Source organism: Roseibium sp., from assembly GCF_048260565.1.
GTDB lineage: Bacteria > Pseudomonadota > Alphaproteobacteria > Rhizobiales > Stappiaceae > Roseibium.
The window spans coordinates 206,712-232,216 of the sequence record NZ_JBLXGP010000003.1; the positions used below are offsets into that span (position 1 = coordinate 206,712).

At 61.0% G+C, this 25,505-nt stretch carries 20 protein-coding genes; 5 read left to right on the forward strand and 15 right to left on the reverse strand.

Translation table 11 applies throughout. The annotated features are described in order from the left end of the window. Positions 1-17: 17 nt before the first annotated feature. Positions 18-3,980, reverse strand: a complete 3,963-nt coding sequence (locus tag ACN0SO_RS09180; RefSeq protein ID WP_417676804.1) for an autotransporter domain-containing protein — start codon at positions 3,978-3,980, stop codon at positions 18-20. 378 nt (positions 3,981-4,358) lie between these two features. Here ACN0SO_RS09180 and ACN0SO_RS09185 point away from each other — a divergent pair, with 378 nt between their 5' ends. The 3 genes from ACN0SO_RS09185 to ACN0SO_RS09195 all read left to right on the forward strand — a co-directional run bounded on the left by ACN0SO_RS09185 (position 4,359) and on the right by ACN0SO_RS09195 (position 7,965). After that, the gene (locus ACN0SO_RS09185) at positions 4,359-5,489 is read left to right on the forward strand and encodes a TIGR03032 family protein (protein ID WP_417676806.1); all 1,131 of its coding nucleotides are present in this window, start codon (positions 4,359-4,361) and stop codon (positions 5,487-5,489) included. A gap of 392 nt (positions 5,490-5,881) precedes the next feature. Next, positions 5,882-6,895, forward strand: a complete 1,014-nt coding sequence (locus ACN0SO_RS09190) for a helix-turn-helix domain-containing protein (RefSeq protein ID WP_417676808.1) — start codon at positions 5,882-5,884, stop codon at positions 6,893-6,895. Beyond that, a complete protein-coding gene (locus ACN0SO_RS09195) occupies positions 6,892-7,965 on the forward strand; it encodes a helix-turn-helix domain-containing protein (RefSeq protein WP_417676810.1) in 1,074 nt (357 codons plus the stop codon). The genes ACN0SO_RS09190 and ACN0SO_RS09195 overlap by 4 nt, the downstream gene beginning before the upstream one ends. On the opposite strand, the gene ACN0SO_RS09200 is transcribed toward ACN0SO_RS09195, so the two are convergent. From ACN0SO_RS09200 to ACN0SO_RS09255, 12 genes are all read right to left on the reverse strand, one after another. Further along, on the reverse strand, positions 7,962-8,270 hold the full coding sequence (locus tag ACN0SO_RS09200) for a hypothetical protein (RefSeq protein WP_417676812.1): 309 nt from the start codon (positions 8,268-8,270) through the stop codon (positions 7,962-7,964). The two genes, ACN0SO_RS09195 and ACN0SO_RS09200, sit on opposite strands and share 4 nt — an antisense overlap. A gap of 108 nt (positions 8,271-8,378) precedes the next feature. Then, positions 8,379-8,690 carry a DUF982 domain-containing protein gene (locus tag ACN0SO_RS09205; protein ID WP_417676814.1) on the reverse strand — a complete coding sequence of 104 codons (312 nt, stop codon included), beginning with the start codon at positions 8,688-8,690 and terminating at the stop codon, positions 8,379-8,381. Between the two features lie 68 nt (positions 8,691-8,758). Continuing rightward, positions 8,759-10,387, reverse strand: coding sequence for a chaperonin GroEL (groL, locus tag ACN0SO_RS09210; protein WP_417676816.1), 1,629 nt, complete (start codon positions 10,385-10,387; stop codon positions 8,759-8,761). A 56-nt stretch (positions 10,388-10,443) separates the two neighbouring features. After that, the gene (gene groES / locus ACN0SO_RS09215; RefSeq protein WP_417676818.1) at positions 10,444-10,758 is read right to left on the reverse strand and encodes a co-chaperone GroES; all 315 of its coding nucleotides are present in this window, start codon (positions 10,756-10,758) and stop codon (positions 10,444-10,446) included. 245 nt (positions 10,759-11,003) lie between these two features. Continuing rightward, a complete protein-coding gene (gene pncB, locus ACN0SO_RS09220; RefSeq protein WP_417676820.1) occupies positions 11,004-12,296 on the reverse strand; it encodes a nicotinate phosphoribosyltransferase in 1,293 nt (430 codons plus the stop codon). A 117-nt stretch (positions 12,297-12,413) separates the two neighbouring features. Next, entirely contained in the window at positions 12,414-14,570 is a 2,157-nt protein-coding gene (locus ACN0SO_RS09225) for a PASTA domain-containing protein (RefSeq protein WP_417676822.1), read from the reverse strand. Beyond that, a complete protein-coding gene (locus ACN0SO_RS09230) occupies positions 14,563-16,134 on the reverse strand; it encodes a hypothetical protein (protein WP_417676824.1) in 1,572 nt (523 codons plus the stop codon). Before ACN0SO_RS09230 ends, ACN0SO_RS09225 begins: the two co-directional genes overlap by 8 nt. Positions 16,135-16,156: 22 nt before the next feature. Then, on the reverse strand, positions 16,157-17,476 hold the full coding sequence (locus ACN0SO_RS09235; protein ID WP_417676826.1) for a hypothetical protein: 1,320 nt from the start codon (positions 17,474-17,476) through the stop codon (positions 16,157-16,159). Positions 17,477-17,949: 473 nt separating this feature from the next. Beyond that, complete coding sequence (locus tag ACN0SO_RS09240; protein ID WP_417676828.1) at positions 17,950-18,666, reverse strand: hypothetical protein; 717 nt, start codon at positions 18,664-18,666, stop codon at positions 17,950-17,952. Positions 18,667-18,778: 112 nt separating this feature from the next. After that, positions 18,779-19,279, reverse strand: a complete 501-nt coding sequence (locus ACN0SO_RS09245; RefSeq protein WP_417676830.1) for a c-type cytochrome — start codon at positions 19,277-19,279, stop codon at positions 18,779-18,781. 192 nt (positions 19,280-19,471) lie between these two features. Further along, the gene (locus ACN0SO_RS09250) at positions 19,472-20,842 is read right to left on the reverse strand and encodes a GAF domain-containing protein (protein WP_417676832.1); all 1,371 of its coding nucleotides are present in this window, start codon (positions 20,840-20,842) and stop codon (positions 19,472-19,474) included. Further along, on the reverse strand, positions 20,839-21,387 hold the full coding sequence (locus tag ACN0SO_RS09255; RefSeq protein ID WP_417676834.1) for a hypothetical protein: 549 nt from the start codon (positions 21,385-21,387) through the stop codon (positions 20,839-20,841). The genes ACN0SO_RS09250 and ACN0SO_RS09255 overlap by 4 nt, the downstream gene beginning before the upstream one ends. Before the next feature lie 121 nt (positions 21,388-21,508). Here ACN0SO_RS09255 and clcA point away from each other — a divergent pair, with 121 nt between their 5' ends. Further along, a complete protein-coding gene (clcA, locus tag ACN0SO_RS09260; protein ID WP_417676836.1) occupies positions 21,509-22,831 on the forward strand; it encodes a H(+)/Cl(-) exchange transporter ClcA in 1,323 nt (440 codons plus the stop codon). 72 nt (positions 22,832-22,903) lie between these two features. Here clcA and ACN0SO_RS09265 read toward each other — a convergent pair whose 3' ends face one another. Beyond that, positions 22,904-23,959 (reverse strand): diaminopropionate ammonia-lyase, encoded by a 1,056-nt coding sequence (locus tag ACN0SO_RS09265; protein ID WP_417676838.1) that lies wholly within the window; start codon positions 23,957-23,959, stop codon positions 22,904-22,906. A 141-nt stretch (positions 23,960-24,100) separates the two neighbouring features. Beyond that, on the reverse strand, positions 24,101-24,562 hold the full coding sequence (locus tag ACN0SO_RS09270) for an Lrp/AsnC family transcriptional regulator (protein WP_417676840.1): 462 nt from the start codon (positions 24,560-24,562) through the stop codon (positions 24,101-24,103). A gap of 196 nt (positions 24,563-24,758) precedes the next feature. Here ACN0SO_RS09270 and ACN0SO_RS09275 point away from each other — a divergent pair, with 196 nt between their 5' ends. Next, entirely contained in the window at positions 24,759-25,496 is a 738-nt protein-coding gene (locus ACN0SO_RS09275; protein WP_417676842.1) for an Asp/Glu racemase, read from the forward strand. Positions 25,497-25,505 lie beyond the last annotated feature (9 nt).

The following is a 25,505-nucleotide window of genomic DNA, read 5'->3' on the forward strand; positions in this document are numbered from 1 at the left end:
CGTTCCGGGCCGGCGGCTCAGAATTTGATCCCGAGCCGCGCGTTGAAGCTGTTGTCCTGGGCGCTTTGTCCGAACTCACCCCGATAGGAGATCGAGAGGTCGGCCCGTTCCAGGACGGCCAGGTTGAAGCCGGCCTCGACCAGGGCGGTGTCTTCGTCGATCGGGGTACCCGCCACTGTGAAAGGCTGGCTGCCGGCTGCGAAGGCCGAGGTGACCGACGGCGTCACGTCGCCGAAGCTGTGCCGCCATGCCAGCGCGCCATTGAAGGTCAGGATCGAGCCGTCGTTGAGCACCCCGACCTGATAGCTTCCCCGCATCCCCAGCGTGCTGACGCCAAGGGTCTGCGACGAGCCGTTCACGCCGAGGGCTGCCGCCCCACCCGTTTCTGTGAAGCTGTCTGTCTCCAGGTGCACGACCGCGAGACCGGCGAAGGGTTCAAACATCCCGTAAGGCGTGCCGAAAGCATAGCCGACCTCGCCGAAGGCCTGGAACGTTCTGGAATTGTAATTCGCTGTCAGCGTATCGGTGAAGCCCGGGAAGGCGACGTTCCGCTGCGAGGAGATATCGTTCCAGGTGAAGGTGGTGCCGACCTTGGTCAGAACCGCGCCGAAGGTCCGGCCCGCATAGGCACCGATGGTGTAGCTGTCGATGTCGGCATCGGAACTGCGGTCGTTGACCCGGGCGTCGCTGCGGCCGAAGCCGGCGAGGATGCCGGCGTTGAAGCCGAAGAAGTCGTTCCGCTCCACGCCGGCAACGAGCCCGCCCGCGCTGCGCTTCACGTCCGCCGCGTTGGTATTGCCCTCAAGCCGGCCGAAGGTTCCGTAGGCCTGACCCCAGATCGCGCCTCCGGGCAGGCTCTCCGGCTGGCCGTCACCCGGCCCGTTCGTGGAGACCTGCGACGTGGCGCCGGTTCCGGCGGTGGCGAAGGCGGCGTTGATCCGGTTGCCGATGATGTCGCGGAACGTACCGGCGTCCTGGATCACGATGCTCTGGGTCGAGGCATGGGCCTCGCCTGTCAGCTGGTCCAGAATGCCCGGGATCGCCGCCGCGTCTTTCTGGGTGGTGAAGGCGTCGTACAGGTCGTTGCCGTTGGGCAGCACGTTGACAACATTGGCGACCGCCACCTGGTTCGGCGTCTGGGCGAAGTCGGAAAAGGACGCGCCGTTCCGGCTGAGGGTCAGGAAGACCGAGGTCGGATCGTAGGAGAGGTCGAAGTTCAGGAACAGGTAGTTGTCCTGGTTGGTCGAGCCGAACTCCCCGGTGATCGTGGCGGCGGTCAGGATCTCGATCGGCTGCCAGATCGCCACGCTTGAGATGTCGTCGAACTCGACGTTGACCTGAGAGCCGGTGTCGATGGTCGCCGTTCCGGTACTGGTTAGGAAGCCGTTGCCGCCGATCGTAGCCTGATAGAACGAGCCCGCGTTGAAGGCGATATTCCCCGTGGTGCCGGTGCCCGCCAGCGTGCCGCCGGAATTCACATTTACGGACCCGCCAAAGACCGTTTCGACGGAGAGTGTGCCGCCGCTGATCTTGCCCGCGCCGGTGAAGCCGGAGAAGTCGCCGATCAGGCTCGTAACGCCCGCCTCCTGCAACACCGTACCGCTGCCCGACGCCGTTGCGTCGAAGTCATAGTCGGTCTCGGTATGGTTGAAGACCAGTTTGCCGGTGCCTGCGCCGAAAATCAGACTTGCCTTCGCGCCATTCGCCCCCTGGATCGTTCCCGCCCCGCCCGCGGCACCGCCCGATGCCGCGCCGATGTTCAACGTTCCGGTTGAGCCGGCAAACCGCGCGATGTTGATGTTTCCATCCCCCTCGGCAACGCCACCATTGCTGAGCGTGAGCGTACCAGCGCCGTTGTCACCGATCCGTAGGCCACCATCGATTTTTGAGCCGGCACCCGTGACGGTGACCGTCCCAACCGAACTGACACCGTACCCAAGAAATACGACATCTGAGCCATCGAACCGGCCGCCGTTACTGATGGTCAGCGTACCCTGGCCATCTTTGCCGACATAGGTCGCAAAAATATTTTTAATCTTCGAGCCGGCGCCGGAAATCATCACTGTGCCGCTGCCAGTGCTGGCGTTACCAATCCTGAATATATTGCCGGTATCGACATAGCCGCCATTGCTGACATTGAGTGTGCCGGTGCCCAACTTTCCGACATCAAGAGCTGACGCCGCCATCAGCTTCGAACCGCTGCCCGAAATCGTGGCTGTGCCGCTCGCACCGACGTTATTGCCAAAATAGACATTCTTGCTGGACGCAGCCTCACCGCCGTCCGTTACATTCAATGTGCCGGCGCCTCTTTCGCCGACCGAGATATTATCTGCCGACGTCAGTTTCGATCCGTCGTCCGAAATCGTTACTGTTCCTGAGCCGGTTGTAGTGGCCCCTAGAAGGGTAGAGCTGGCGACAGCGACTTTTCCGCCATCGCTGATGCTCAGCGTGCCGATGCCTGCACTTCCGACGTCAAATGAACTACCGGTTCTAGTGGCCGTCAGTGCCGAACCGGCACCCGAGACTGTCACAGATCCCTGCGCTGTTCCACTGAAGGCCGCAATGGACATGCTCCCGACTTCGGCAGTCCCACCATCGTTGATCGAGAGCACGCCTGTACCAATGATGCCGACAACCGTGAAGCCGTCAGCCGTTAGCTTCGAGCCCGGGCCTGAAATCGTTATCGTGCCGGTCGCATCTCCCGCGCGGGACAGGTAGGGACCCCTGGTGAAAACGGCCTCGGCGCCATCGGTGATGTTCAAGGTGCCGTTGCCATTACGCGCGATATACGTTTTGTCCGTCGCTGTCAGCTTCGAGCCGTTACCGGAGATCGTCACCGTGCCACTGCCGGAGCTGTCCCGACCAACGGTGAATGTGCCGCCTATGTCAACGGCGCCGCCGTCCGTGACGTTGAGTGTGCCGGTGCCCGCCTTACCGACATCAAACGCTAACGCCGACGTCAGTTTTGATCCGCTGCCTGAAATCGTGGCCGTGCCGCTCGAACCCTCGTAATTGCCAAAATAGACATTTTTACTGGACGCTGCCTCTCCGCCGTTCGTTATATTCAATGTGCCGGAGCCTCTAGTGCCGAGGAAGATATCATCCGCCGATGTCAGTTTCGAATCACTGCCCGAAATCGTTACGGTTCCTGACCCTTTTGACAGGCGCCCCACGGAGGTAGAACCGCCGACAACAACCTTGCCGCCATCGCTGATGCTCAGCGTGCCCGTGTCTGAAAATCCGACGTCAAATGCATTGCCGGTTCTAGTGACCGTCAGTGCCGAGTCGGATCCCGAGACAGTCACAGAACTTCCCGATGTTGAACCGGACCCAATGGTCATGCTTCCGACTTCGGCAGTCCCGCCATCGCTGATCGTAAGCACGCCCGTGCCAACGGCGCCGACCGACATTAAACCGGCAGCTGTCAGATTCGAGCCCGAGCCGGAAATCGTTACCGTGCCGGTCGCGTTTCGATCGCGGGACAGGTAGGGGCCCTTGGTGAAAATGGCCTTGGCACCATTGGTGATATTCAAGGTGCCGTTGCCGATACGCCCGACATAAGTTCTGCCCGTCGCTGTCAGCTTCGAGCCGGTACCGGAAATCGTCACCGTGCCACTGCCGGATCTGTCCCGGCCAATGTTGAAATTACCGCCTATGTCAACGGCGCCACCATCCGTGACATCAAGTGTGCCGGTGCCGGCCTTGCCGAGTTCAAACTCATCCGTAGCCGTCAGCTTCGATCCGCTGCCGTAGATCGTCACCGTGCCTTCCGATCCAGTCTTTTCTCCAACGGTGATATCATTGCTCGCAGTTACGTCCCCGCCCGCGACGACCTCCAGTTCCGAACTGGGCAGGGTCTTGCCGACGATCACATCCTCGAAGGTCTCCGGCGTGTTGATCGTCTCCTGTACTCCGTCGATGATCTTGTCCGCCGCGTGGGCATGGTGCGGCACGATGCCCACCAGAGCCGTGGACGTCATCAGCGCGGCGCAAAAAAGCCTCAGACTGCCCCCTCTTGCCGAGGTTCTGCGATTCGGGCCGCCCGCCTGACGCCAAGACATTGCCGTTTCAGCCGAAACATTCTTTTTCATGACCAGGTGTCGATCCCCACGTACAAAATTTCAAAATTTCCATGAATGCCGCGCTAGCTACGCGGACACGGGAAAGCCCCGTTTGCGCAGTGACACAGCGATAATTGTTTCCCTCTGTAATTCAGGGTTTCTGACAGTTCGACCGACTTATCAAAGGTTTGCACGCACAGATAAAAGAACCGCCGCGACGGTTTGCCCTTGGGTGGTTCCCGGGTTCTCAAGCCTGCTAGAAGAGAGGTCAGAGATGATTTCCGGCAAAGCGAACCCATGAGCGAATCGACACAGAAGACCGTGCCCCAAAAGCAGGGACCCATTCTCGCCGGCGACGGTGTTGGCGTTGAGGACGACAATCCGTTTCATGTCACCTATTCCGGCGATCTCGGCGCCTGGATGGCGCACCACAACGTGTCGCTCGCTTTTACGACCTATACGGCCGGCAAGGTGGTCCTGATCGGCCCGGGACTTGCCGGCAACATCGCTGTCAGCGAGCGTAATTTCGGCCACGCCATGGCCCTGCGTGTCACCGAAACCGGGCTTTACCTCTCCACCGAGCATCAGGTCTGGCGTTTCGAGAACGGCCTGGAGCCGGGATGCCATCTCGACGGCTGGGACCGGATCTACATGCCGCGGCGCTGCGACGTAACCGGCGCGGTCGACGTCCATGACATTCACATCGACAGGGACGGGCGCCTTCTCGTTGCCGTCACGCTCTACAATTGCCTGGCGGAGCTGGACGGCAAGGGCAGCTTTTCGCCGGTGTGGCGGCCGTCCTTCATCAGCGAGATTGCGAACGAGGACAGGTGCCATTTCAACGGCTTCTGCCTGGAGGACGGAGAAGCGGCCTATGCCACGGTGATCGGGGCGAGCAACACCGCCGCCGGCTGGCGGAAGATGCGTGCCGACGGCGGGCTGGTGATCGATATCCGCACCGACAAGATCGTGGCCGAAGGCCTTGCCATGCCCCACACGCCGCGCATGCATCGCGGCGAGCTCTACGTTCTGGAGGCCGGGTCCGGGTGGTTCGGACGCATCGACCGGACGGCGGGACAGTTCGAACGGCTTTGCTGGTTTCCGGGTTTCCTGCGTGGCCTGTCGTTCCACGGCGATTACGCGGTCCTCGGCCTATCCAAGCCGCGCAACAAGATCTTCGCCGGTTTGCCGCTCGACGAGGAACTGAGCAATCGCGGCCGTGAACCGGAGTGCGCGGTCTATGTGGTGCGCCTCAGCGACGGCGCGGTCTGCCACACGTTGACGATTACCGGGTCGGTGGAAGAGATCTACGACACGGCCGTTCTCGCGGAAACCCGCCAACCTCTCCTCGTCGGCCTCGAAGGGGACGAAATCGGTAAATATGTCGCCGTCGGGCCGGACCGGTCCGGTCGCAAGGCGGCTGAATAATGCGCTTCGAGCGGAGCGGCAACGCGAGACGGCCACGCGATGACCAGGATGGATACAAGCCATTTGCGTTATCCTGGCCCGGTATCGCAGCCGTTCTGGAAAGAGCATTTAAGCGGCGGTTTTCTTGTCTATTCGTGCAAAATGAGCCTTTCCACTTGCAAAAGGTACCGCCAGTTCCGCTTATCGGAAGCGGAACTGGAACATGATTTGCCTATATGAAGCTGAAACTTGTTTTCCGACGAAATCTTGTCTGGTCAATCCTCATGCAAATTGTGCAATTTTAAGAACGCAAATGGGCCGACATATTCGTGTTTAACAACCCAAATTTTCGCGAATTGCTATCTCCCGGCGCGTCCTTGAGAGATCGAAACAGCATCCGGCCGAACTTTCGTTTGGACACCGCCGACGTTCCGGTAAAGGAGCAACTCGATTTCATAAATCAGGAATTTTCGGCGTTGGTTCGGGTCAGTCCGGTTGGCGGCAAGGGGCCTCGGGACGGCTTCAGGTCGCAAATTGATGGCTATGTTCTGAAGGACTTGCCGATTCTGGACAAGAAGTGTGAAGGCTACAATTTTCTGTCGCCAACGCACAAGGACCCCTGCCTGACAGACAGCTTTCCATGGATCCTTGTACTCCGGCTGGAAGGCCACGCGGAATTCGCGATCGATGGCCAGATATTTCAGTACCGGCCAGGCAACATCAATGTGCGCACACCCGACAATCAGCTGGCGGGCTGTGTAAGTGATAATTCTTCGTTGATGCTCTATTTACAGCCGGACCATTTTGTCGGAATGGAAGACAGGTTCAATTGGCTTGCCACTGCGGAAGGCGTCAAAAACATCCACCCCCTTCTTGGCCGTTATTTGATGACATTGGGGCGTATCCTGCCCGACGTCACGGACGCAGAAGCGCCCATCTTGGCCGACACGACCTATGCAATGATCCGTGCATTTGTCTCCCATCTGCCTGACGCTTTCCGTGCTGCCCAAGTCCCGATACAGGCAACCCGGCTGGAAATTGCCCACCAATATGTCGCTGCCAACTTGACGTCACCGAAATTGACGCCTCAGAGCATCGGACAGGTGCTTGGGTTATCTCAACGTCGGCTGCGCGAGGTTTTCGAAGAATACGGAGGCGCGCAAAACTACATCCGTGCGCGGCGTCTGAATGCCTGCTTCAAGGCTATTATGGCGCATCCTGAAGAACGTCCCGTCATGAAAGTCGGGGAGGACTTTGGGTTTACCAACAGCGTCCATTTCAGCCGCGCATTCAAGGCCCAATTCGGTTGGTCCCCCAGTGACGTTCGGGACCGGGCGCGGCAAAAACTGGATGCGTCCAAATATGAAAACTGGCTGAAAGAAGGGGATACGCCCCTGGCCACGGAACGCCGAGAGGCCGGCCCGTGACACTGACAAGCAACCTCCGCCGAGATGACAGCCAAACAGGAACGGCGGCGGAACGATCCATTCGGATCGACCGTTTCACCACAACGTTTCACGAACCAGACCAACAATTCGCCTTTTGGCGCGAACTGGTTTCCCCGATCCTGAAGGTCACTCCTGAGGGAAAATCAACGCCGGAGGCGGGCTTCCATGCCCGTGGCCGGGCCTATGATCTGGGATGTCTGCACCTCGTCAGTCTCCGGATGGATCCGCTGGCGTTCCGGCACACCCAGGAGCACATCGAAGGCACAGGCATCGATCATTGGTGCCTGACCGTCATGAAGACCGGGACGCTGGCTTGCGACGCAAACGCGAGCGGTCCTGAAATCACGGCGGGATCGCTCGGTGTCCTGTCGTTCGCGGCGCCATTTTCGGGGCATGCATCGGCTACGGACACCTTGAACCTGTTTTTGAACCGCGACGATTTCCATGAGTTCGCCGACGGGCTGGACGCGATCGCCCAAAGGCCCATGTCCGGTCCGATGATGTCCCTTCTCGTGGAATTTCTGCTGAACGCGGAAACCTATCTGCCCTCCATGAAGGCTTCCGAGGTTTCCATGTTCCTGGAAAGCTTGACCCTGCTTTTACGGGCAGCCGTCAACCCGACCGCCAATACGATTGCGGCCGCGGACCTGCCGATGTCCGCCGGCCGGTTCGATCTCGTTCGAAAGCATGTCCAGGATAATCTCAGCCATCCGGACCTGGGCGTGACATCGATCTGCAAGGCCTTGAACCTGTCGCGGCGCCAGCTCTACTATCTGTTCGAGCCGCACGGTGGCGTCGCCGGTTTCATCAAGCAGCGACGGTTGACCGCGGCCTGCCGGGCGCTGTCCAATTCGAATGACCACAGGCTGATCAGCACGATCGCCTACACCTACGGCTACACCAACCAGGCACTGTTTTCCCGTCATTTCCAGGCCGAATTCGGCTTCGGCCCGCGCGAAGCCCGCGCCGCGAAACTGTGCGGATACCTGCCGCGGACGTCGGCGCCGCAGAGTTTGGCCGAATGGCTCGGTCAGGGGCGCGGTAGCTAGACCACCACCTCCATCGCTTCCTGCTCGCCAACCCCGAATACCGGCTTGTAGCGTGCGATTTCGTCCGCCGGGCCCATGGCCTTGTTCGGGTTGTCGCTGAGTTTGACCGTCGGGTGGCCGTTGGCGGAGGCCGCCTTGCAGACCAGGGAGAAGGGTACGAGCGCGTCACAAGCGGTGCGGCCGCGGAAGTCGTTGGCGAAAAGTGTGCCCCAGCCGAAGGAGGTCCGGACACGGCCGGAGAACTGCAGGGGCAGTTCGATGATCATTTCGGTAAAGCCGCCCGACGTGAATTTTTTGCAGCGCATTGAACAAACGCAACCGGATCAGCCGGCTTGGAAGGCGGCTTTAATGACGCTGACACCTGGCCGGGGAAGCGAGAGCAGTTCACGGTCTTTCGAAGGGAAGACCGGTTATCAATACTGCAGACTGTGGTTCGAATTTCCTCGGTCGGTGGGAACTTCCGGGTCAACAATGAGGAGATCATGCCTCCTGGCGAATTCCGTGAACAGACTGCGAACCGTCTCGGCTTCCACCTCACCCGCCAGGAATGCCTTGCACGCAGCCGAAGCGATCTTGTGACTGCCGTCTCTTTGGGAACAGGGCCAATCCTCCAAAAAGGCATTGGCTTGCAAAACGGTCTCAATGCGTGCCGGAAACCCTATTCCGATCAGAAGACTTACAGGCTTTTCGAAATGATACATCAGCGTTTCCTCCATGCCGATCATGTACGCAAATCAAACAAGCCAAAAGCGGCGCGCTTCCGGTGCGGGAAGCGCGCCACCTTCTCATTATCCTAGAAGTCCATGCCGCCGCCGGGCATTGCCGGTGCCGCACTTTCCTTCTTCGGCTTTTCCGCGACCATGGCCTCTGTGGTGACCAGAAGACCGGCGACGGATGATGCGTCCTGCAAAGCCGTGCGCACGACTTTCACCGGGTCGATGACACCCTGCTCGTAGAGGTCGCCGTATTCGCCGGTCTGGGCATTCCAGCCGTAGGCGAAGTCTGCATTTTCACGCAGCTTGCCGACGATCACGGAGCCTTCGGATCCCGCATTTGCGGCGATCTGACGGACGGGCGCCTCGATCGCGCGACGGACGATGGCAACGCCGTGCTTCTGGTCGTCGTTTTCCGTCTGCAGATTGTCGAGGGCCTTGGCCGCGCGCAGCAGCGCGACACCGCCGCCCGGCAGAATTCCTTCCTCGACCGCCGCGCGGGTGGCGTGAAGCGCATCGTCGACGCGGTCTTTTTTCTCCTTGACCTCGACTTCCGTGGCTCCACCGACCCGGATCACCGCGACGCCGCCGGCAAGTTTCGCCAGCCGCTCCTGCAGCTTTTCACGGTCATAGTCGGAGGTGGTTTCCTCGATCTGCGCCTTGATCTGCCTGACGCGCCCGTCGATCTCATCCTTCGAGCCGGCACCATTCACGATGGTGGTGTTTTCCTTCTCGATCACCACCTTCTTGGCACGTCCGAGCATTTCAAGCGTGACATTCTCCAGCTTGATGCCGAGATCTTCGGAGATGGCCGTGCCGCCGGTCAGGATGGCGATGTCCTGCAGCATCGCCTTGCGTCGGTCACCGAAGCCCGGTGCCTTGACGGCCGCCACCTTCAGGCCGCCGCGCAGCTTGTTGACCACGAGCGTGGCCAGGGCCTCGCCCTCCACGTCCTCGGCGATGATCAGCAGCGGCTTGCCCGACTGGACCACGGATTCCAGAACGGGAAGGAGAGCCTGCAGGTTGGAGAGTTTCTTTTCGTGGATCAGGACATAGGGGTCTTCCAGTTCGACCTTCATCTTGTCCTGGTTGGTCACGAAATAGGGGGAGAGATAGCCGCGGTCGAACTGCATGCCCTCGACGACTTCCAGTTCACTGTCTGCGGTCTTGGCTTCCTCGACGGTGATCACGCCTTCGTTGCCGACTTTCTCCATGGCTTCGGCCAGCATGCGGCCGATTTCGGTATCGCCGTTGGCCGAAATGGTGCCGACTTGAGCAATCTCGCCGTTCTTCGAGATTTTCCGGGCATGTGTCTTGAGTTCGTCAACGACGGCGGCAACCGCCTTGTCGATCCCACGCTTGAGGTCCATCGGGTTCATGCCGGCGGCAACGGCCTTGGCACCTTCCTGGACGATGCTCTGGGCCAGAACGGTTGCCGTGGTCGTTCCGTCGCCTGCCAGGTCATTGGTCTTGGAGGCCACTTCGCGCACCATCTGGGCGCCCATGTTTTCGAACTTGTCTTCCAGTTCGATTTCCTTCGCGACAGAGACGCCGTCCTTGGTGATGCGCGGGGCACCGAAGGACTTGTCGAGCACGACGTTGCGGCCCTTCGGACCGAGGGTGACTTTCACCGCATTGGCGAGAACGTCGACGCCGCGCAGCATCCGTTCACGCGCGTCGGAATGGAATTTCACTTCCTTTGCAGCCATTGGAAAACTCCTTCAATAGGCAGCTTTGATTGACTGTTGATGTGTTTTGGAAGCCGTCAGGCGGCCTTCCGGGCGGATTCGGAAAGCTCGATCACGCCCAAGACGTCGCTTTCCTTCATGATGAGCAGGTCTTCGCCGTCGAGCCTGATTTCCGTGCCCGACCATTTGCCGAAGAGGATCCGGTCACCGGCTTTGACGTCGAGAGCGATCAGATTGCCGCTGTCGTCGCGGGTTCCGGGGCCGACGGCGATGACTTCGCCTTCCTGCGGCTTTTCCTTGGCAGTGTCGGGAATGATGATGCCGCCGGAAGTCTTCTGCTCGGCTTCAATGCGGCGGACCAGGATACGGTCGTGTAGTGGACGGAACGTCATATCGTTCTCCTTCAGGACAAACAATTTTCAGAGAGGTTCCTCCGTTCCGGGTACTCCCGGACCGGGGTCGCGCACCCCAAACCGGCGATGCGCGGAAATAATTTTGTTTCCGTTTTTTCTGTTTTCAAGAGGGGGACGTAAAAAATTTGGCACTCTCTCTTAATGGGTGCCAAGTTCTTGAAATGATATGGATATATTCACGTGGCGACGTGAAGTCCGGTATTTTCAGGTTCCGGACCTGCCTGCTAGACCACCACTTCCAAGGCTTCCTGCTCGCCAACCCCGAACACCCGCTTGTAGCGCGCGATTTCGTCCGCGGGGCCCATGGCCTTGTTCGGGTTGTCTGAGAGTTTCACTGTCGGGTGGCCGTTGGCGGAGACGGCCTTGCAGACCAGGGAGAAGGGGGCAAGCGCATCGCCGGCGGTGAGGCCGCGGAAGTCGTTGGTGAGCAGCGTGCCCCAGCCGAAGGAGGTACGTGTGCGGCCGGAGAACTGCTGGTGCAGTTCGATGATCTTGTCCGTGTCCAGTCCGTCAGAGAAGATGACGAGCTTTTTCGTCGGGTCCTCGCCTTTGGATTTCCACCAGTCGATTGCGGTTTCCGCGCCTGTGGCCGGATCGCCTGAATCGATGCGGATACCGGTCCAGCTCGCCAGCCAGTCGGGCGCGCGGTCGAGAAAGCCCTTGGAGCCGTAAGTGTCCGGCAGGATAATGCGCAGGTTACCGTCGTGCTCCTCGTGCCAGTCGCGCAGGACGTCATAAGGGGCTTCGGCCAGTTCATCATCCGTTTCCGCCAGGGCTGAATAAATCATCGGCAGTTCATGGGCGTTGGTGCCGACGGCCTCCAGATCCCGTTGCATGGCGATATGGCAGTTGGAAGTGCCGGTGAACTTGGCGCCCAGTCCCTCCGTCATCGCCTGCACGCACCAGTCCTGCCAGAGATAGGAGTGGCGGCGGCGGGTGCCGAAGTCGGCGATCCTGAGCCCGTCCAGGGGCTGCAGGCGCTCGATCTTTTCCCACAGCTTGGTCATGGCCCGGGCATAGAGGATCTGGAGCTCGAATTTCTTCATGGAATTGATGACGGAGCGTGACCGAAGTTCCATCAGGATCGCCAGAGCCGGGATTTCCCAGAGCATGACCTCGTGCCATTTTCCCTCGAAGGTAAGTTCGTACTGGCCGTCGTGTTTTTCGAGCGTATAGGCCGGCAGGTGCAGGTTCTCGAACCATTCCATGAAGTCGGAGCGGAACATCTGGCGCTTGCCGTAGAACATGTTGCCGCGCATCCACGTGCTCTCGCCGCGGCTGAGCGACAGGGAGCGGACATGGTCGAGCTGTTCGCGCAGCTCTCCTTCATCGATCATTTCCGCCAGACGGATGTCCTGCGCGCGGTTGATCAGGGAGAAGGTGACGGTCGTGTCCGGCTTGTTGCGGAACACCGACTGGCACATCAGCAGCTTGTAGAAATCCGTGTCGATCAGGGAGCGGACGATCGGGTCGATCTTCCATTTGTGGTTATAGACACGGGTTGCGATATCGACCATGTGTTTGGTTTTCCTCCGGTAACGGCGAGCATAAGGCAGGAGTAAAGCGGGAATTTCAAGCCTCGGCGATAGGACGCCGCCTAAGGGATCCGTTCTCAGACCCCGCGGCCGTGCGCTCTATCGATCCGGTTCGCCGCGGATCCAGGGTACGATGCTGCCGGAGATTATCTCCCTGTTCAGGTCCTTGTCGAAGTCGAGCCAGGCCCTGCCGAGCTTTTGCCAGTCGCCAATTCTCTTCGTGTAGAGGATCCGCCCTCTTACTTCATAGAAAGGCTTTCTTAGGCTCTCGGTCTGATCCGGCAGGATCTCGAACCGCATGATCTGTTCGCCAGGACGTGCCGTTTCAAACTTGGGACCGGCGTGAACGAGCGTGCCGACATAGGCCGGCGGATTGCTGCCGGAGATACGTTCGATGTCGATCACGGTTTCCACGCCATAACCACGAATGCCGATGATCCGGCGGCCCTGTACCTGGGCAAGGGACCAGCGGCCGACGATCCGGTCCGGTCCGGATTGTGCGTTCGGGTCGGTTCCCCGGTCTGCCGCAGGCGTGGCTGCGGAGCACCTGTACAGGGTCATCGGCTTGTCGCCGCGGGAACTGCCCAGGGTGATGCGATCCGGTCTCGTTTCGAGGATGGTCTGCGTGTCCGTGTCGCCGTCGATTTCGGTGAAGGTCGTCAGCACATTGCCTTTCACGCGCCATGTCCCGTAACGGACGGGCTGGCCGCCCGATTTCATCACGTGCAAGGTGCCGTCCGCGGCAAACTTGAAGGCGAACGTTTGGATCGCAACATCGATCGCTTCTCCGATACCCTGCTCGATCGCGCCTGCTATCGAACCGGGTGCTTCGCGGTCAGGCCGACTTGGCACTGCACCGGAACCCGTGCAGGCCGCGGGCGACAGGGCCCAGATCCCGACAAAGTAGCTTGCGCCGGCAGCTATGCCGCTGCCAGAGGCGACGGGGGGCGCTTGCGGAGGGGAAACCGGTGGATTGACCGGAGGCGGGACGACCGCTTCGGCCTGGGCGATTTCGTCCTGAACCTTTCCAATCGCTGCATCGATCCGGGATATATAGCGCTTGCACTGGGTATTGGCCCTTGCGTCAGAAAGCCGGGTGAGAGCAGCGGCGAAGTCTTTTTGTTTGAACAGGCGGTCGGCGTCGGAAAAAAGGCGTTTTGTCTTTTGCTCCCGGGCGGCTGCCGCGGTGACCTTGGCAACGGCTGCACTAATTTGCTTCGCATAACGCTCGCAGGCAGTGTTTCGCGCAGCTTTCGCAAGATCGGCCTGCGCGTCTTCGAAATCGCAGTTCCGAAAGGCCGTATCCGCGTTGCCGAAGAGGGCCCTGGTCTGTTCTTCGCGGTTGAAGGCCTTGTCGTAGCGCTGCCTGAAAGGCTGCCGTGCCTTGTCCGTGTCGATCTTTTCAATCAGGGCTTCGGCGTCCTTGAACAGGCAGGCGGCAATTGCCTGGTCGATCCGGTCCCGCTCAGGGGAGGGAACCTCGTAGTCGCCATAAACGGTCAGCGTAATTTGCTGCCCCGGCCGGACATCTGTCCCCGACTCCGGCCGTTGAGCCGCTACGGTGTTTTCCAGCTTGCCGGCGGGGGCGGGGGCGCCTTCGGCGACCGTGACCTTCAGCTTCTGCGCGATGAGAGCCTGTTTTGCCTCGTCGACCGGTCGGCCGGCATAGTCGGCAAGGGCGAAGGTCTGCTCTGCCTTGTACCGGCCGCGGCAATGATCCACCGGCTGGTCGGCCAGTCTGGCGACGACATATTCCTTCATCGTGCAGTGATTGACGGAATCCAGGCCGCGCCTGTCCTGCCACAGGAACACAGGGTCGAAAGCACCGGTCTCGTGCGCGGAGGTAATGATGCCACCGTCCGCGGTGGTGCCGACCATGTTGCCGCGATAGGTGTAATGGAACCGGGCGCCTTCGGTGACATTCTGTGGCGGTTCGGCGATTTCGATCCATTCCCGGATGTAGCCGGCGGTTTTCTGCTCGGCCGGGTCGACCGTCGTAGGGGCCTCTTCGGCGCCGGTCCCTGTGCCGGTACCGGCAGCAGTTCCCGTATCGGCGCCGTCGCCGAACCGTGGCGTCAGATCTCCGATCACGGTTCCGGTCGCACCGCGCAGGGATTCCAGCCAGGGATCTCCGACATCCTGCGCCACGGTTGACGTAACGGTCCCGGCAAGGACCAGGTAAAAGGCGAAGAAACCGCGCGCGGCTTGAGTGGCGAAGCGGATTTTCGGCGTCCGTGGATCTTTCAACCTAGTCACAGCCCGCCCTCTTTCTCAACTCGCCAAGGTGAGGCGCGTCATCGCGGAAATCCTGCCAGTCGGCGTGCACCATGGATTTGTCGATGTTCTTGGGATCGAAAAACGGTCCGCAGACGACGGTCAGCTGCGGGCCGGCATTCCAGATGGCCGGCCGCGCCTGTTTGGAAATCATGCCGCCCGGGTTCTTCATGGCGCAGATATCGGGAATGATGGTCGACAGATATGTGGTCAGCTTGCTCTTGAGGTCCTCGTCCCTCTTCACTTCGAAGACGAACTGGTCCGACCCGGTGACTTCATAACTGCCGCCCGCCCAATGCGGGATGAAGCCGGAACCGGCGACCTTGACGATGAAAAACGCGCTTTTCGGTCCCGGGCTGCCGTCGGGCATTCTGCCTGTGATCTTCTGCAGCTCGCCCAGGTCGTCTCTCAGGACCAGTTCCAGCTCCTCCAGCGATCCCAGCTCTTCCTCGCGTTGCAGGAGAAAGCGCTCTTTCGTCCGGAGCATCCGGTGGTCGAGGCGGGTTATTGCGGCTTGCAGCTGGGCACTCAGATCCTCCCGGCCGGCGCGGGCAATGTCGCGCTGCAGATAGCGGGCCGCGTAGATGGTGGCGCTTGCCGCTTCCAGGGAGCGGCGCACCTGATCCAGCTTCGCACTACCCTTATGCGCCTGCAGGCGCAGAATCGCGGCGTCCATCGTGGCGATCGAACGGGCCGTGCGGTCGTTCAGATGTCCCTTGAACCTGAGCCCTTCGCGAATTTTCGGCCAGATATCCTTTTCCAGCCACTCCAGGATCTTGCTGCCGGCGAATTCGAGCAGGATCTCGTTGGAGGTGATCTTGACCAGCAATTTCGTAATGGCCTGCTCCACCTTGCGTCGCGCGTGGCGCCGCAGCGCGCTGAGAGCCGATTTTTCGTCATGAAACCGAAGGCCGAACATGCGCTCGGTTTCTTCCTCGATCTCTTCCCTGACCCTGCGTTCAACATGGAACACGGCCTTGTCGTGAAGCTCCTGCCAGCTCCGGCTGGTCAGCAGATCCTTCAGCCCCTCGCTTTCCAGCTTGCCGGAGAGTTTTCGTTCAACGTAGTCGAGAACGGCCTTGCGGATCTGGCGCCGGATCCGCTCCTTGCCTTCATCGGGGATCGGTGGCAGCTCGACACCTTTGAGATTGCGATGCTTGTCGAGCATCTCGTCGATCAGCTTGCCGTTTTTCGAGATGAGTTCCAGCTCTTCGGTCAACCCCCGACGGGTTTCCGAACGACGGAACTTGCGCAGCAATTCATAGAATTCCCGGGTTTGGACATGGAGGCTCCGGCCGATGATCGCCGCCTCAATGGCCGGGTCCCGCTTGCAGGCATTCATGTTCTGCAGCGCCTCGCCGGTGATCATGTCATCGAGCAGCGCATTCAGCTTATCCAACCGCGCGGACTGCAGGCGAAGGGGCTCGATGTATTCGGTGACGGGCTCCGCCTGCGCCAACAGACTTCCGGCACCCAGGATGGCCGCTGATACGAAAATCGCGACGGCGGTCCGCGGAATCCCGTTTTTTAGCTGCAACAAAGCCATCTCTTCCTCCCGCTCCTCCTCATCAGTCCAGAGTGCCCAAGCCCTCCTCGGGCTTCGCGGGGACATCGATGGCGGATGTTGCTGGCGCCCCAATCGTTTCAGGCGGAGCCGGTTGAACTTGCACCGGTGCCTCTGCCGGCGCATCCTTCAGAAACTCCGCGGCAACCCAACCGCAGAAACGGTAGGCGCAGACTCGTGCCCAGCGGTCGCCTTTTGCATCGGTGTGCCAGCGCCGCGCGGTGACCCGGTCTCCCATCACGATCGCGCCCATCTGTTTGGCCCGCACGCTGGGTCTTGGAAACACGTTTAGCTGGGGAATGTTGACGAGCATCGGCCTGTCATCGGTGTCTAAGGCGGATGTCCTATCCGTCTCGACGAAACGGGCATTGGAAAGCGCCTCGACGGCGCGCTTCGTCTGGGGCCCGAAGCCGCCATCCAGGGCGCCGGCATAGAAGCCTTCCTCTTTCAGGATGCCTTGAAATTCCTTCCAGAAGGAGCGGCCCCAGTTGTGTCCCTCTTCGGCCAGTTGATTCGGTCCGATCATGTAGCCGCCCTGCAGGGCCTGGAACAGGAAGGAGGCAGCGGCCTTGTTGTCCCGATCGACGCTCCGCCCCTGCAGAAACAACCGGGCAAGGTTGTAGTTCGCATACGCGCTGCCATTTTCGGACGCCTTCAAGTACCAGTTCAACGCCTCCCTGGGGTCTGGAGTGACGACGCCTCCCTGCTCATACATCTGGGCAAGTTCGAGCGCGGCATTGGCATAACCTTTTTCCGCGGCCTGACGCAGCCATTGCACCCCCTTGGCAGGATCTTTCGAGACGCCGGCGCCGTTGAGATACATGAAGCCCAGATTGTACATGGCCTGAGCTTCGCCATTCGCGGCGGCCTTAAGATGCCAGTCGAGCGCATTCGGGAGATCCCGCGGCAGTTCTTTTCCTTCCAGATAGAGAATGCCGAGGACCGTCATGGCATGGGTGGAGCCGTTTTTTGCGGCCTTTTCGAACCACCGCACGGCTTCGTCGGTGTCGAAAGGCATGTTTTCGCCGTGCAGGTAGCGATACCCGAGCCGGACCATGGCTGCGGGATAGCCATCGTCCGCAGCCGAACGCAGTTGCAGGATCGCAGCCGAGTGGTCGCCGGTCTTTTCCAGGGCGCGGGAAAGCTGATAGCGGTAGCGTGCGATTTCGGGATGCGCGTTCACTGCCAAAGAACAGGCGCGAACGGCCCCGGCGCCATCGATCCAATCAAACTCAACGCCCTTGGCGACCTTGTCATCGTCTACCGGGGAGGCCGTCATCAGATCGCATTGCTGCACGAGATCATCGGGCAGGACCGGCGTCATATCGACTGCTGCAGAGGGGGCTGATGGAAAGACATCGGCGGCACCGGCCGTTTGAGGCGCCTCACCGGTCGGCTCTTGGAGCTTGTTCAACCGGAGGCGGGCGAGCGGTGCGAATTGTCCTGACGGGTAAGTATCGAGATAGGCGTTCAGTTCTGCGGGGTCCTGAGTGTCCCGGACGCTCTCCCAGAACGTTATTTCAGACGCGTCCTGAGATAGTACAGGGGCTATTCCCGTCAGGAACAACGGGAGGAGGCAGCTCAAGGTCAGGCATATACGGCGCATGTCGATACCGCTGCAGGTCGTGATCGTTTTGGATTGCGCCCGATCGGCTGCGTTGACGCATTGACGTGGATCATCTTGTGAAGGCTTCCGAACCTGATGTCGACGCGACGACGCGCGTGCCCATCATCTGCCGGGGCCTTGTGCGTCGCAGGTTTTCTATGCTCCCGCGACGCGCATTGTCGACCGGCGCTTCAGTCGATGTCCATTGCGTGCGATGCCTGATAGACGATGTTGCACAGTTCCCGTGATGTCTGCGCATGTAATGCGACCAGCACCCAGGTCTGGGTTCGAACGTTCAGGCCTTGCGAGGCGAACGGGCCGATGACGCCGGCCTTGTCGAAGCGGGCAAGCGCCGTTTCCCGCTGTCCGAGACAGGCGTTGGTCCGCTCGCGCCAGTCGGCATAGGCATCGCCAATCAGATCGAGGTAGTGATTGGCCGTATCGCGCGCCATTGCCTGATACTCGATCCGCGTGCGCGAATAGCAGGCTTCGTAACCCGGGCTCATTTCACTGCCGCAGGCATCCAGTGCCCCGATCCGGCGTGTTTCCAGGTCGCTCATCGCGCCGGACACCTGCTCCCTTGCAGTCTGCACCATCTGCCAGACTTCCGTTTCGGCGTTGAGGGCGCATTCCTGCAGCGAATAGTCCATCAGTTGTTCGATCGCCTTGCCCTGTTCATCGGATACTGCTGCCGGTGACACTTTGGGCAAGGCCAGCTGGGCATCCGTCAGGGCCTTTGCGGCGGCGTTTTCGATCTTGACGGTGATGTTGTCGCTTTCCTCGCATGTCGCCGTCTCGGCGGTGTCGGGCAGCGGGGGAATTGCATTCCAGAGTGTTTGCGGCGCCTCGGCGCGGGCGCCGGCCGCAATCGTCATGAAGAGCGCGCAGAGCGCGAAAGGTCTCAGCATTGAGAATAGCCTTGATTGTCAGAATGTGGTGCCGGAACGCTTTGTCCGGGGCCGGGAAATCGCCCGACCTGCCGGTGGCGATGCATCCGGCCGGCAGGCCTGCGCCTTTTGCCTATTGAGGCAGGGTCACGCGAAAGAACGGGCCATGTGCGTCCTCGGCATCTTTCGCCGGAGGGAGAGCTGTGCTCCGCGCGGGCGGGATCGATTGCAGAAACGTTGCCAGTGCTTCGGCATCCTTGTCCGTCAGGGCGGCATAGGCCGGCCAGGGCATTGCCGGCGACAGCATGCGGCCGTCTGGGCGGATTCCGGTCCGGACCGCGTCGATGATCTGCTTCTTGGTCCAGCCCTTCAGGCCGGTGTCGTCAGGCGTCAGGTTGGACGGCCAGAAAATCCCAAGTCCCGGGATCTCGAAACCGATGGACCCGCCCGACAGACCGGCGCCTTCGATCGGGGCGCCGTCGGCGCCGCGCGGCATATGACAGCCGCCGCAGTCCATGACCCTGGCAAGGTAGGCGCCGCGGCTGATCTCGGTCTCGTTTTCTTTTGCGATAGCCGTATCCGTCGTGGCCAGGGCGGCAATGCCGATCAGGGCCAAAAGAGTTGGTTTGAACATTTCCTTAAGTCTCCAGCATGCGGCTTCCCCTCCGGGGCGGGGCGCACCGCGATGAACGGCAGTTTGGTTCGATGAGAGAGGTGTCGCGTCCGTTGATCGGTTGCCGATTGAAAAGACGGAGGCGCGTTTCTCGGCCGCCGGAGATACAGCGGGCTCGAGCAAATTGCTTGCTAAGTTTTCCTGATCGAAATGCTAAATATTTACTACAGGGCTGCCCGTGCTGCCGGAACCATCGAATTCCTCAAGGGTTACCGGGCCTTCGACAACGAGCCGGAATCTGCCGCGGGCGATTTTTTCGATCCTCAGGCCAGCCTGTCGTTCCTCAAGCCGCTTGCGCAGCAGGATCAGTCTCGCTTCAAGGTTTTCCGAATGCGCCGGCAACCGCAGGCCAGGATCCAGGCGGAGTTCGCGGTTGGAGAAATCGGTCCGTCCGGTGGAAACATATTCCCGCAAGAGCTTCCACAGAATCGCGCCGGCAACGCCTTTGATAAGATAGTTGTGATCCAGGAAGACGCTTTGGTCCGCCTGATGCAGGCGTGCGGCGATTGACGTGCCCGATTGGTTGCCGGCGGGCTGCGCATCCTCGGACGCATCGTCTTCATCCTCGCGCAGCAACTCGATCATGGCGCCCAGATATCCGGCGAGGACCGCAAGCGCGTCCTCGTCGTCGTAGCCGAAACGCATCGCCTCTTCAGCTTCGGCGAACAGGATGCCGGATAGGGTTTTGCCGATAGCAATCGGCAGGGCGATCTGGCTGCCGGGAGACGAAAGGCCGGGAAAGCCGATTTCGATCGGACGCGTGCTCAACAGTCCGGCCCGTTGGGCGGTATCCGCCAGGGTGGCGTTATACCGGTAGTCCGAGGTCATGTGGCCGATCCGGATCGGCGCTTTCTCCTTGGCAGCAACTCCGATCACACCTTCGCCGAAAGCCACCTCGAAACCAACGCCGGACTTGGCGTATCCGCGCGAGGCGACGGCGTAGAGCCGGTGTTCTTCCGCATCGACCATCAGGATCATCGAATGGCTGATGCCGAAATGCCTTTCCAGGCATGCCAGGGACAGGTCCAGCAACTCGTCCAGATCGGTGCAGGTGTCCAGTTCCGCCACGCACTTGCGCACGGTGGGCAGCAAGGGCGGTTCAGGCGGCGGGGGCTGCAACGCGAGAAAAGGCACCTCCTCGATTGACCGAATTCGGAATATGTCGGCACCGAGCAGCCGGAACACACCTTCCATACCGTGATGGGACGCGATGCCTGCCAGCTTGGCTTTCATGGATTCAAACAGCGGTCCGCTCGTCTGCGTCTCCACGAATTCGAGTTCCAGGCGATGCGAAGCGAGCGTCAGCGGGTCGGAAATCAGGACAGAGGCTGCCCTGGTCTGGAGCAGGTTGCGTCGGGTCTTGTTGAAGAACTGGTAGGAGAGCGCGACGTGATCGGTATCCACATAATGGACCTGCGAAATCATGGAGACGTTCGGCATGCCGTCTCCATCAGCCGTTGCCAGCACCGACGCGACCACTCCTTCCAGCGATCGCCGGAGATTTTCGATGCGGATCTCACTCATGCGGAAAGCGGGCTCCCGGCGCCCGGGCCCGGCGTCTGGACATAGGCCTGGTCGGGCGTGAACTCGATGGCCAGGAGATCGTCCGGATCGTAGGTCGTATAGCCTTCGGCCACGTGCCGGGGCAGGTTGATCCCGATCAGCTCATCGCGAAACACCGCGCATTGCCGGGCAATCTCGGGTGTGTCGTCCGGACAGGCCAGGAGAATTGCGGCGCTGTTCGCCTTTACCTGGAAAGATCGGTGATCTCGAGCCCTGCTGAACGTTACGGCGATCGCACGGCCGGCTTCCACGGCTTTCAGAAGAGGAAGGTTCGCCTGCCGGGTCAGGAAAACCCGGACGGCACCGGCCCCGTCGACCCGCGCGCCGACGCCGATGCCGGCAATCGGTTTTCCGTCCGCGCTGCAGCTCGCCAGGACGACGCTGACCCCGCCTTGTGCAAGTGCGACGAGATCAGCCGTCAGCAGACCCTGCCGGGGTTTTAAAGACGAAATTTTACTGTTTGCGAGGCCCACTTGCCGCGTGCCGGGGCGAGAATCCTTGTTCATTCATGATCCCGAAAAAGTGTCAGGTCGCCGATTATTTGATTTACGTCTTTGAAAATGTCTATCCACATTCTGTCTGCGCAGATGTTATCGCGCGGGATTCGCAAACTTTCAGGCTGACCGCATGGCAGGGGGAATGATGGAAACAGGGCAGCAGACCGAAGAGAACCGGCCAAAACCGGGTTCACTCGTCCCGCTCGCGTTCCTCGCCATATTGACCGGAATTGGAGCCGGCGCGGTCGGCGCGGTCTTTCGTCTGGCGCTTGACTACGGGGTCGTGTTGCGGGACTTCGTCCTGGCGCAGACCAGGGGATACGAAATCGGCGGACTGGTCCTGGCGATGGCCGTCGCAGCGCTGGCCACGGCGCTTGCGGCCACCCTGGTGCGGCGGTTCGCTCCCGCTGCATCGGGCAGCGGCATTCCCCATGTGGAAGCCGTGCTCGACGGGGAGCTTCGGCCGACCCCCGTGTGGTTGATCCCGATCAAGTTTGTCGGAGGGTGGCTGGCGATCACCGCGGGTCTCGCGCTTGGCCGGGAAGGGCCGAGCGTGCAGATGGGCGCAAGCCTTGCCCATCTTGTGGGGCAGGTTTTCCGGCGGGACAAGGCGGACCAGCGATCGCTGATTGCCGGTGGCGCGGGCGCAGGCCTTGCCACTGCGTTCAATGCGCCCGCGGCCGGATCGATTTTCGTGCTGGAAGAACTGGTGGGCCGGTTCGAACCCCGCATGGCGGTGGTTGCGCTCGGTGCTTCGGCCGGTGCGATTGCGGTTTCGCGCCACATCTCCGGAGATGCTCCGGACTTCATCGTCGGCACGTTCGTCGCCGGCGGGCTCGGGGCGTTGCCGTTGTACCTGGTACTGGGCCTGTTCGCGGGGCTTCTGGCGATCCTTTACAATCGCAGCCTGCTGGGGACGCTGGTCGTTGCCGACTGGATCGGCGGGCCGGTGGAAGTGCGGGCCGCTGTGATCGGGGCGGCGGTCGGCGCGCTTGCCTGGATGGCGCCGGACCTTGTCGGCGGCGGCGATAACCTCACCCAGATCACGCTGAACGGCCAATTGCCGCTGATGCTGCTACCCATGATCTTTCTGATCCGCTTCGTCCTCGGAGCGGTCTCTTATGCCGCTGCCACGCCGGGCGGGCTGTTCGCTCCGCTGCTTCTGCTCGGCGCGCTTGCCGGGCTTGCCTTCGGGGCGGGCTGTAACGTCATCTTTCCCGGCATGGAGCTTCAGCCTCAAGCTTTCGCTTTCGTCGGCATGGCCGCCTTTTTCGCCGGCGTGGTGCGCGCGCCGCTGACCGGGATCGTCCTCGTCGTGGAAATGACCGGCAGTTCGGCATTGCTGCTTCCGCTGCTCTGCGCCTGCTTCGGCGCAATGGCGGTGCCATCGGTGCTGCGGGATGAGCCGATCTACGAGGCGCTGCGCTTCCGGGCGGCAAGGCGCGTGCGGTAAGGCTCCTGCCAACCGAAGGACAGCTTTCCGGACCTGAGGTTCTTCATATGGGAGCCGTTGGCTGACTGAGGGTCAGGCCTGTTCCAGTCCCTCGGTCGCGATCAGCAGGCAATTGGCAGTCGGGCCGGGCTGCATGTTTTTCAGGGCGGCGAGCGGGGCCGCACCGCTGGGGGTGGTGGCAATTCCCTGTGCCGCGAAAAGGCGTGCTGCCTCTTCGGCCTCCGCGTCCGAAACGGTCACGAAGGTGTCCGCGTCCCGGCACAAGGCGTCGAAGGCGATCAGCGAGGCATCCTTGCAGTCGAGGCGGCCCATGTTCGATTCCGGACCGTCCGCCCGGGTCAGCCTTCCGGCTTCGACGCTTTTCAGGAGGCAGGGGGCCGCCGCCGGTTCCACGACGATGATTTTCGGCTGGACCGTCCAGTGGTCGCGAACATGCGCGGCAACGGCACCGGCGAGACCGCCGACCCCGGCCTGCAGAAAGACGTGAGTCGGCCAGTCGCCGGTCCTTTCGAAATCCTGCCGGCATTCCTCGGCGAGAACCGTATAGCCTTCCATGATCAGAGCCGGCCGTTCCGTGTAGCCCTCCCAGGAACCGTCTGCCAAAAGCAGCCAGCCGTTTTCCTCCGCCGCGTCGATCGCGTATTGCACGCTGTCCTCATAGGAGCCGTCGACACGAACGACGTAGCTTCCCGTCTGGCGAATTCTTTCGGCAAAGCCTTCGGGAACACTGCTGCTGAGCACGATAAGCCCGCGCGCGCCGAAGATACGGGCGCCGGCTGCGACCGACAGACCGTGGTTGCCGGCGCTGGCCGTGATGAATGTCATCTCGCCTGCGATCTTGCGTGCCTGCCGGCTCGTCAGATCCGTGGTGCCAGAGGCGTCCTGCAGCATCTGGGCCATTGCGAAAACCCCACCCAGGGCCTTGAAGCTGCCCAGACGCATGCGTTGCGTCTCGTCCTTGACGGTGAGCGTGCCGATGCCAAGCTCCTCGCCAAGCTCAGGCAATTGCCGGAGCGGTGTCGCCTGGTAGGCGGGGCACTGGCGCAGCATTGCCATCGGGCGGTCCGGTTCGGATCGGAACAGACGGGGGGCGGATACGGTGTTGGTTCGGGCGTTCTCAAGTTTCATGATCTGCACGATAAGGCAGGAAATCGACGTAGGAGCATCAAACGGCCGGGGAAAGTGAGAAAAAATCGCAGTACCGCGCGCTTTGGCTATCTGTTCCGTTCAAGCGGACGAAGCGCGCCACCTGGGTCGGCATCCGACCGGTCAACCCAGGGGAATATTCATTCCGACCTTGGTGCGGTCCATGACCACGGATGTGCGGAACCGCTTCACGTTGGAATCCTCGAAGAACAGCCGGTGGGTCAGCCGTTCGTAATCCTCCATGTCCTTTGCCAGGACGATGAGGGCGAAGTCCGCTTCGCCGGTGATGTAGTAGCACTGCTGCACCTGCGGCTCGCCCTTCGCCTTTCTTCGGAAGGCGTCGATCTGGTCGATCCGTTCGCGCTCCAGCTCCACCATGACGAGGAAGGTCATTGTGTAGCCGACCGCCTTGGGCGAGATCAGCGCCTCTTCGGCAAGGATCACGCCTTCGGCTTTCAGAGTTCGGATGCGCCGCTGGACGGTGGCGATGGAAAGCCCGGTTTCGGCGGCAATCGTCTCCAGGCGTTCGCGGGCATTGTTCTGCAACAGCCGGAGGATCGTCAGGTCGGAAGCAGACATGTCCATGATGATTTTATCCGATCATTTTTCCGGGCGATTGTGCTTCGTTTTTTCAGATATCGGGATTCAGGCGTGTTTTGAGATCAATTTTCCCTGCTAACATTAGTTGAAGAGTCAAAGGGATGAAAAGCTCAAGCGCCAAGGAAACACACTCCGGCGTCTTTCTGTCCGGGCCGGCGGACCATGAAAAGGATCGGTTGCGGTGGTGCGAATTCCTTATGACGTCGAGCAGCGCGACGAGCCGCGTCTGGGGCTTATCGTGCTGCAGTCCGACGAGACGATCGAAAACGACTTCCGCCGACTTCTACCGTCCGAGGTGACCCTGCATATTTCCCGGGTGCCCTCCGGCGAGGAAGTCACGGCGAGTACCCTGTCTGAAATGGAAAACCACATCGGGCAGAGTGCCGGTCTGCTGCCGCGTCCGGCGCGGTTCGATGTGGTCGGTTACGGCTGTACGTCCGGAACCTCGGTTATCGGCGTGAAGAAAATCGCCGATCTCGTTCATGGCGGAGCCAACACGCGGGCTGTCTCCGAACCCGTGTCGGCGCTCATTGCCGCCTGCAAGTATCTTGGCGTCAGCCGGCTGGCCTTGCTGTCGCCCTATGTGGCGGAGGTGTCGTCCCGGATGCGCAACGTCCTGGCGGAAAACGGTATCGAGACGCCCGTCTTCGGCTCGTTCGAAACCGCCGAAGAGGCGGTCGTCGCGCGGATTACCGGACCCTCGGCGGCAGGGGCGGCACAGGATCTGGCTCAGGATCCGGCCGTCGAGGCGGTTTTCATCTCCTGCACCAACCTGCGCACGCTGGACATCATCCCGGACATCGAGCAACGAACCGGAAAACCGGTGCTGTCGAGCAATCAGGTGCTGGCATGGCACATGTGCCGGCTGTGCGGTCTTGATGCCGCAGCAATCGGAGTCGGCAAACTGTTCTCAGCCTAGGTCAGGAAC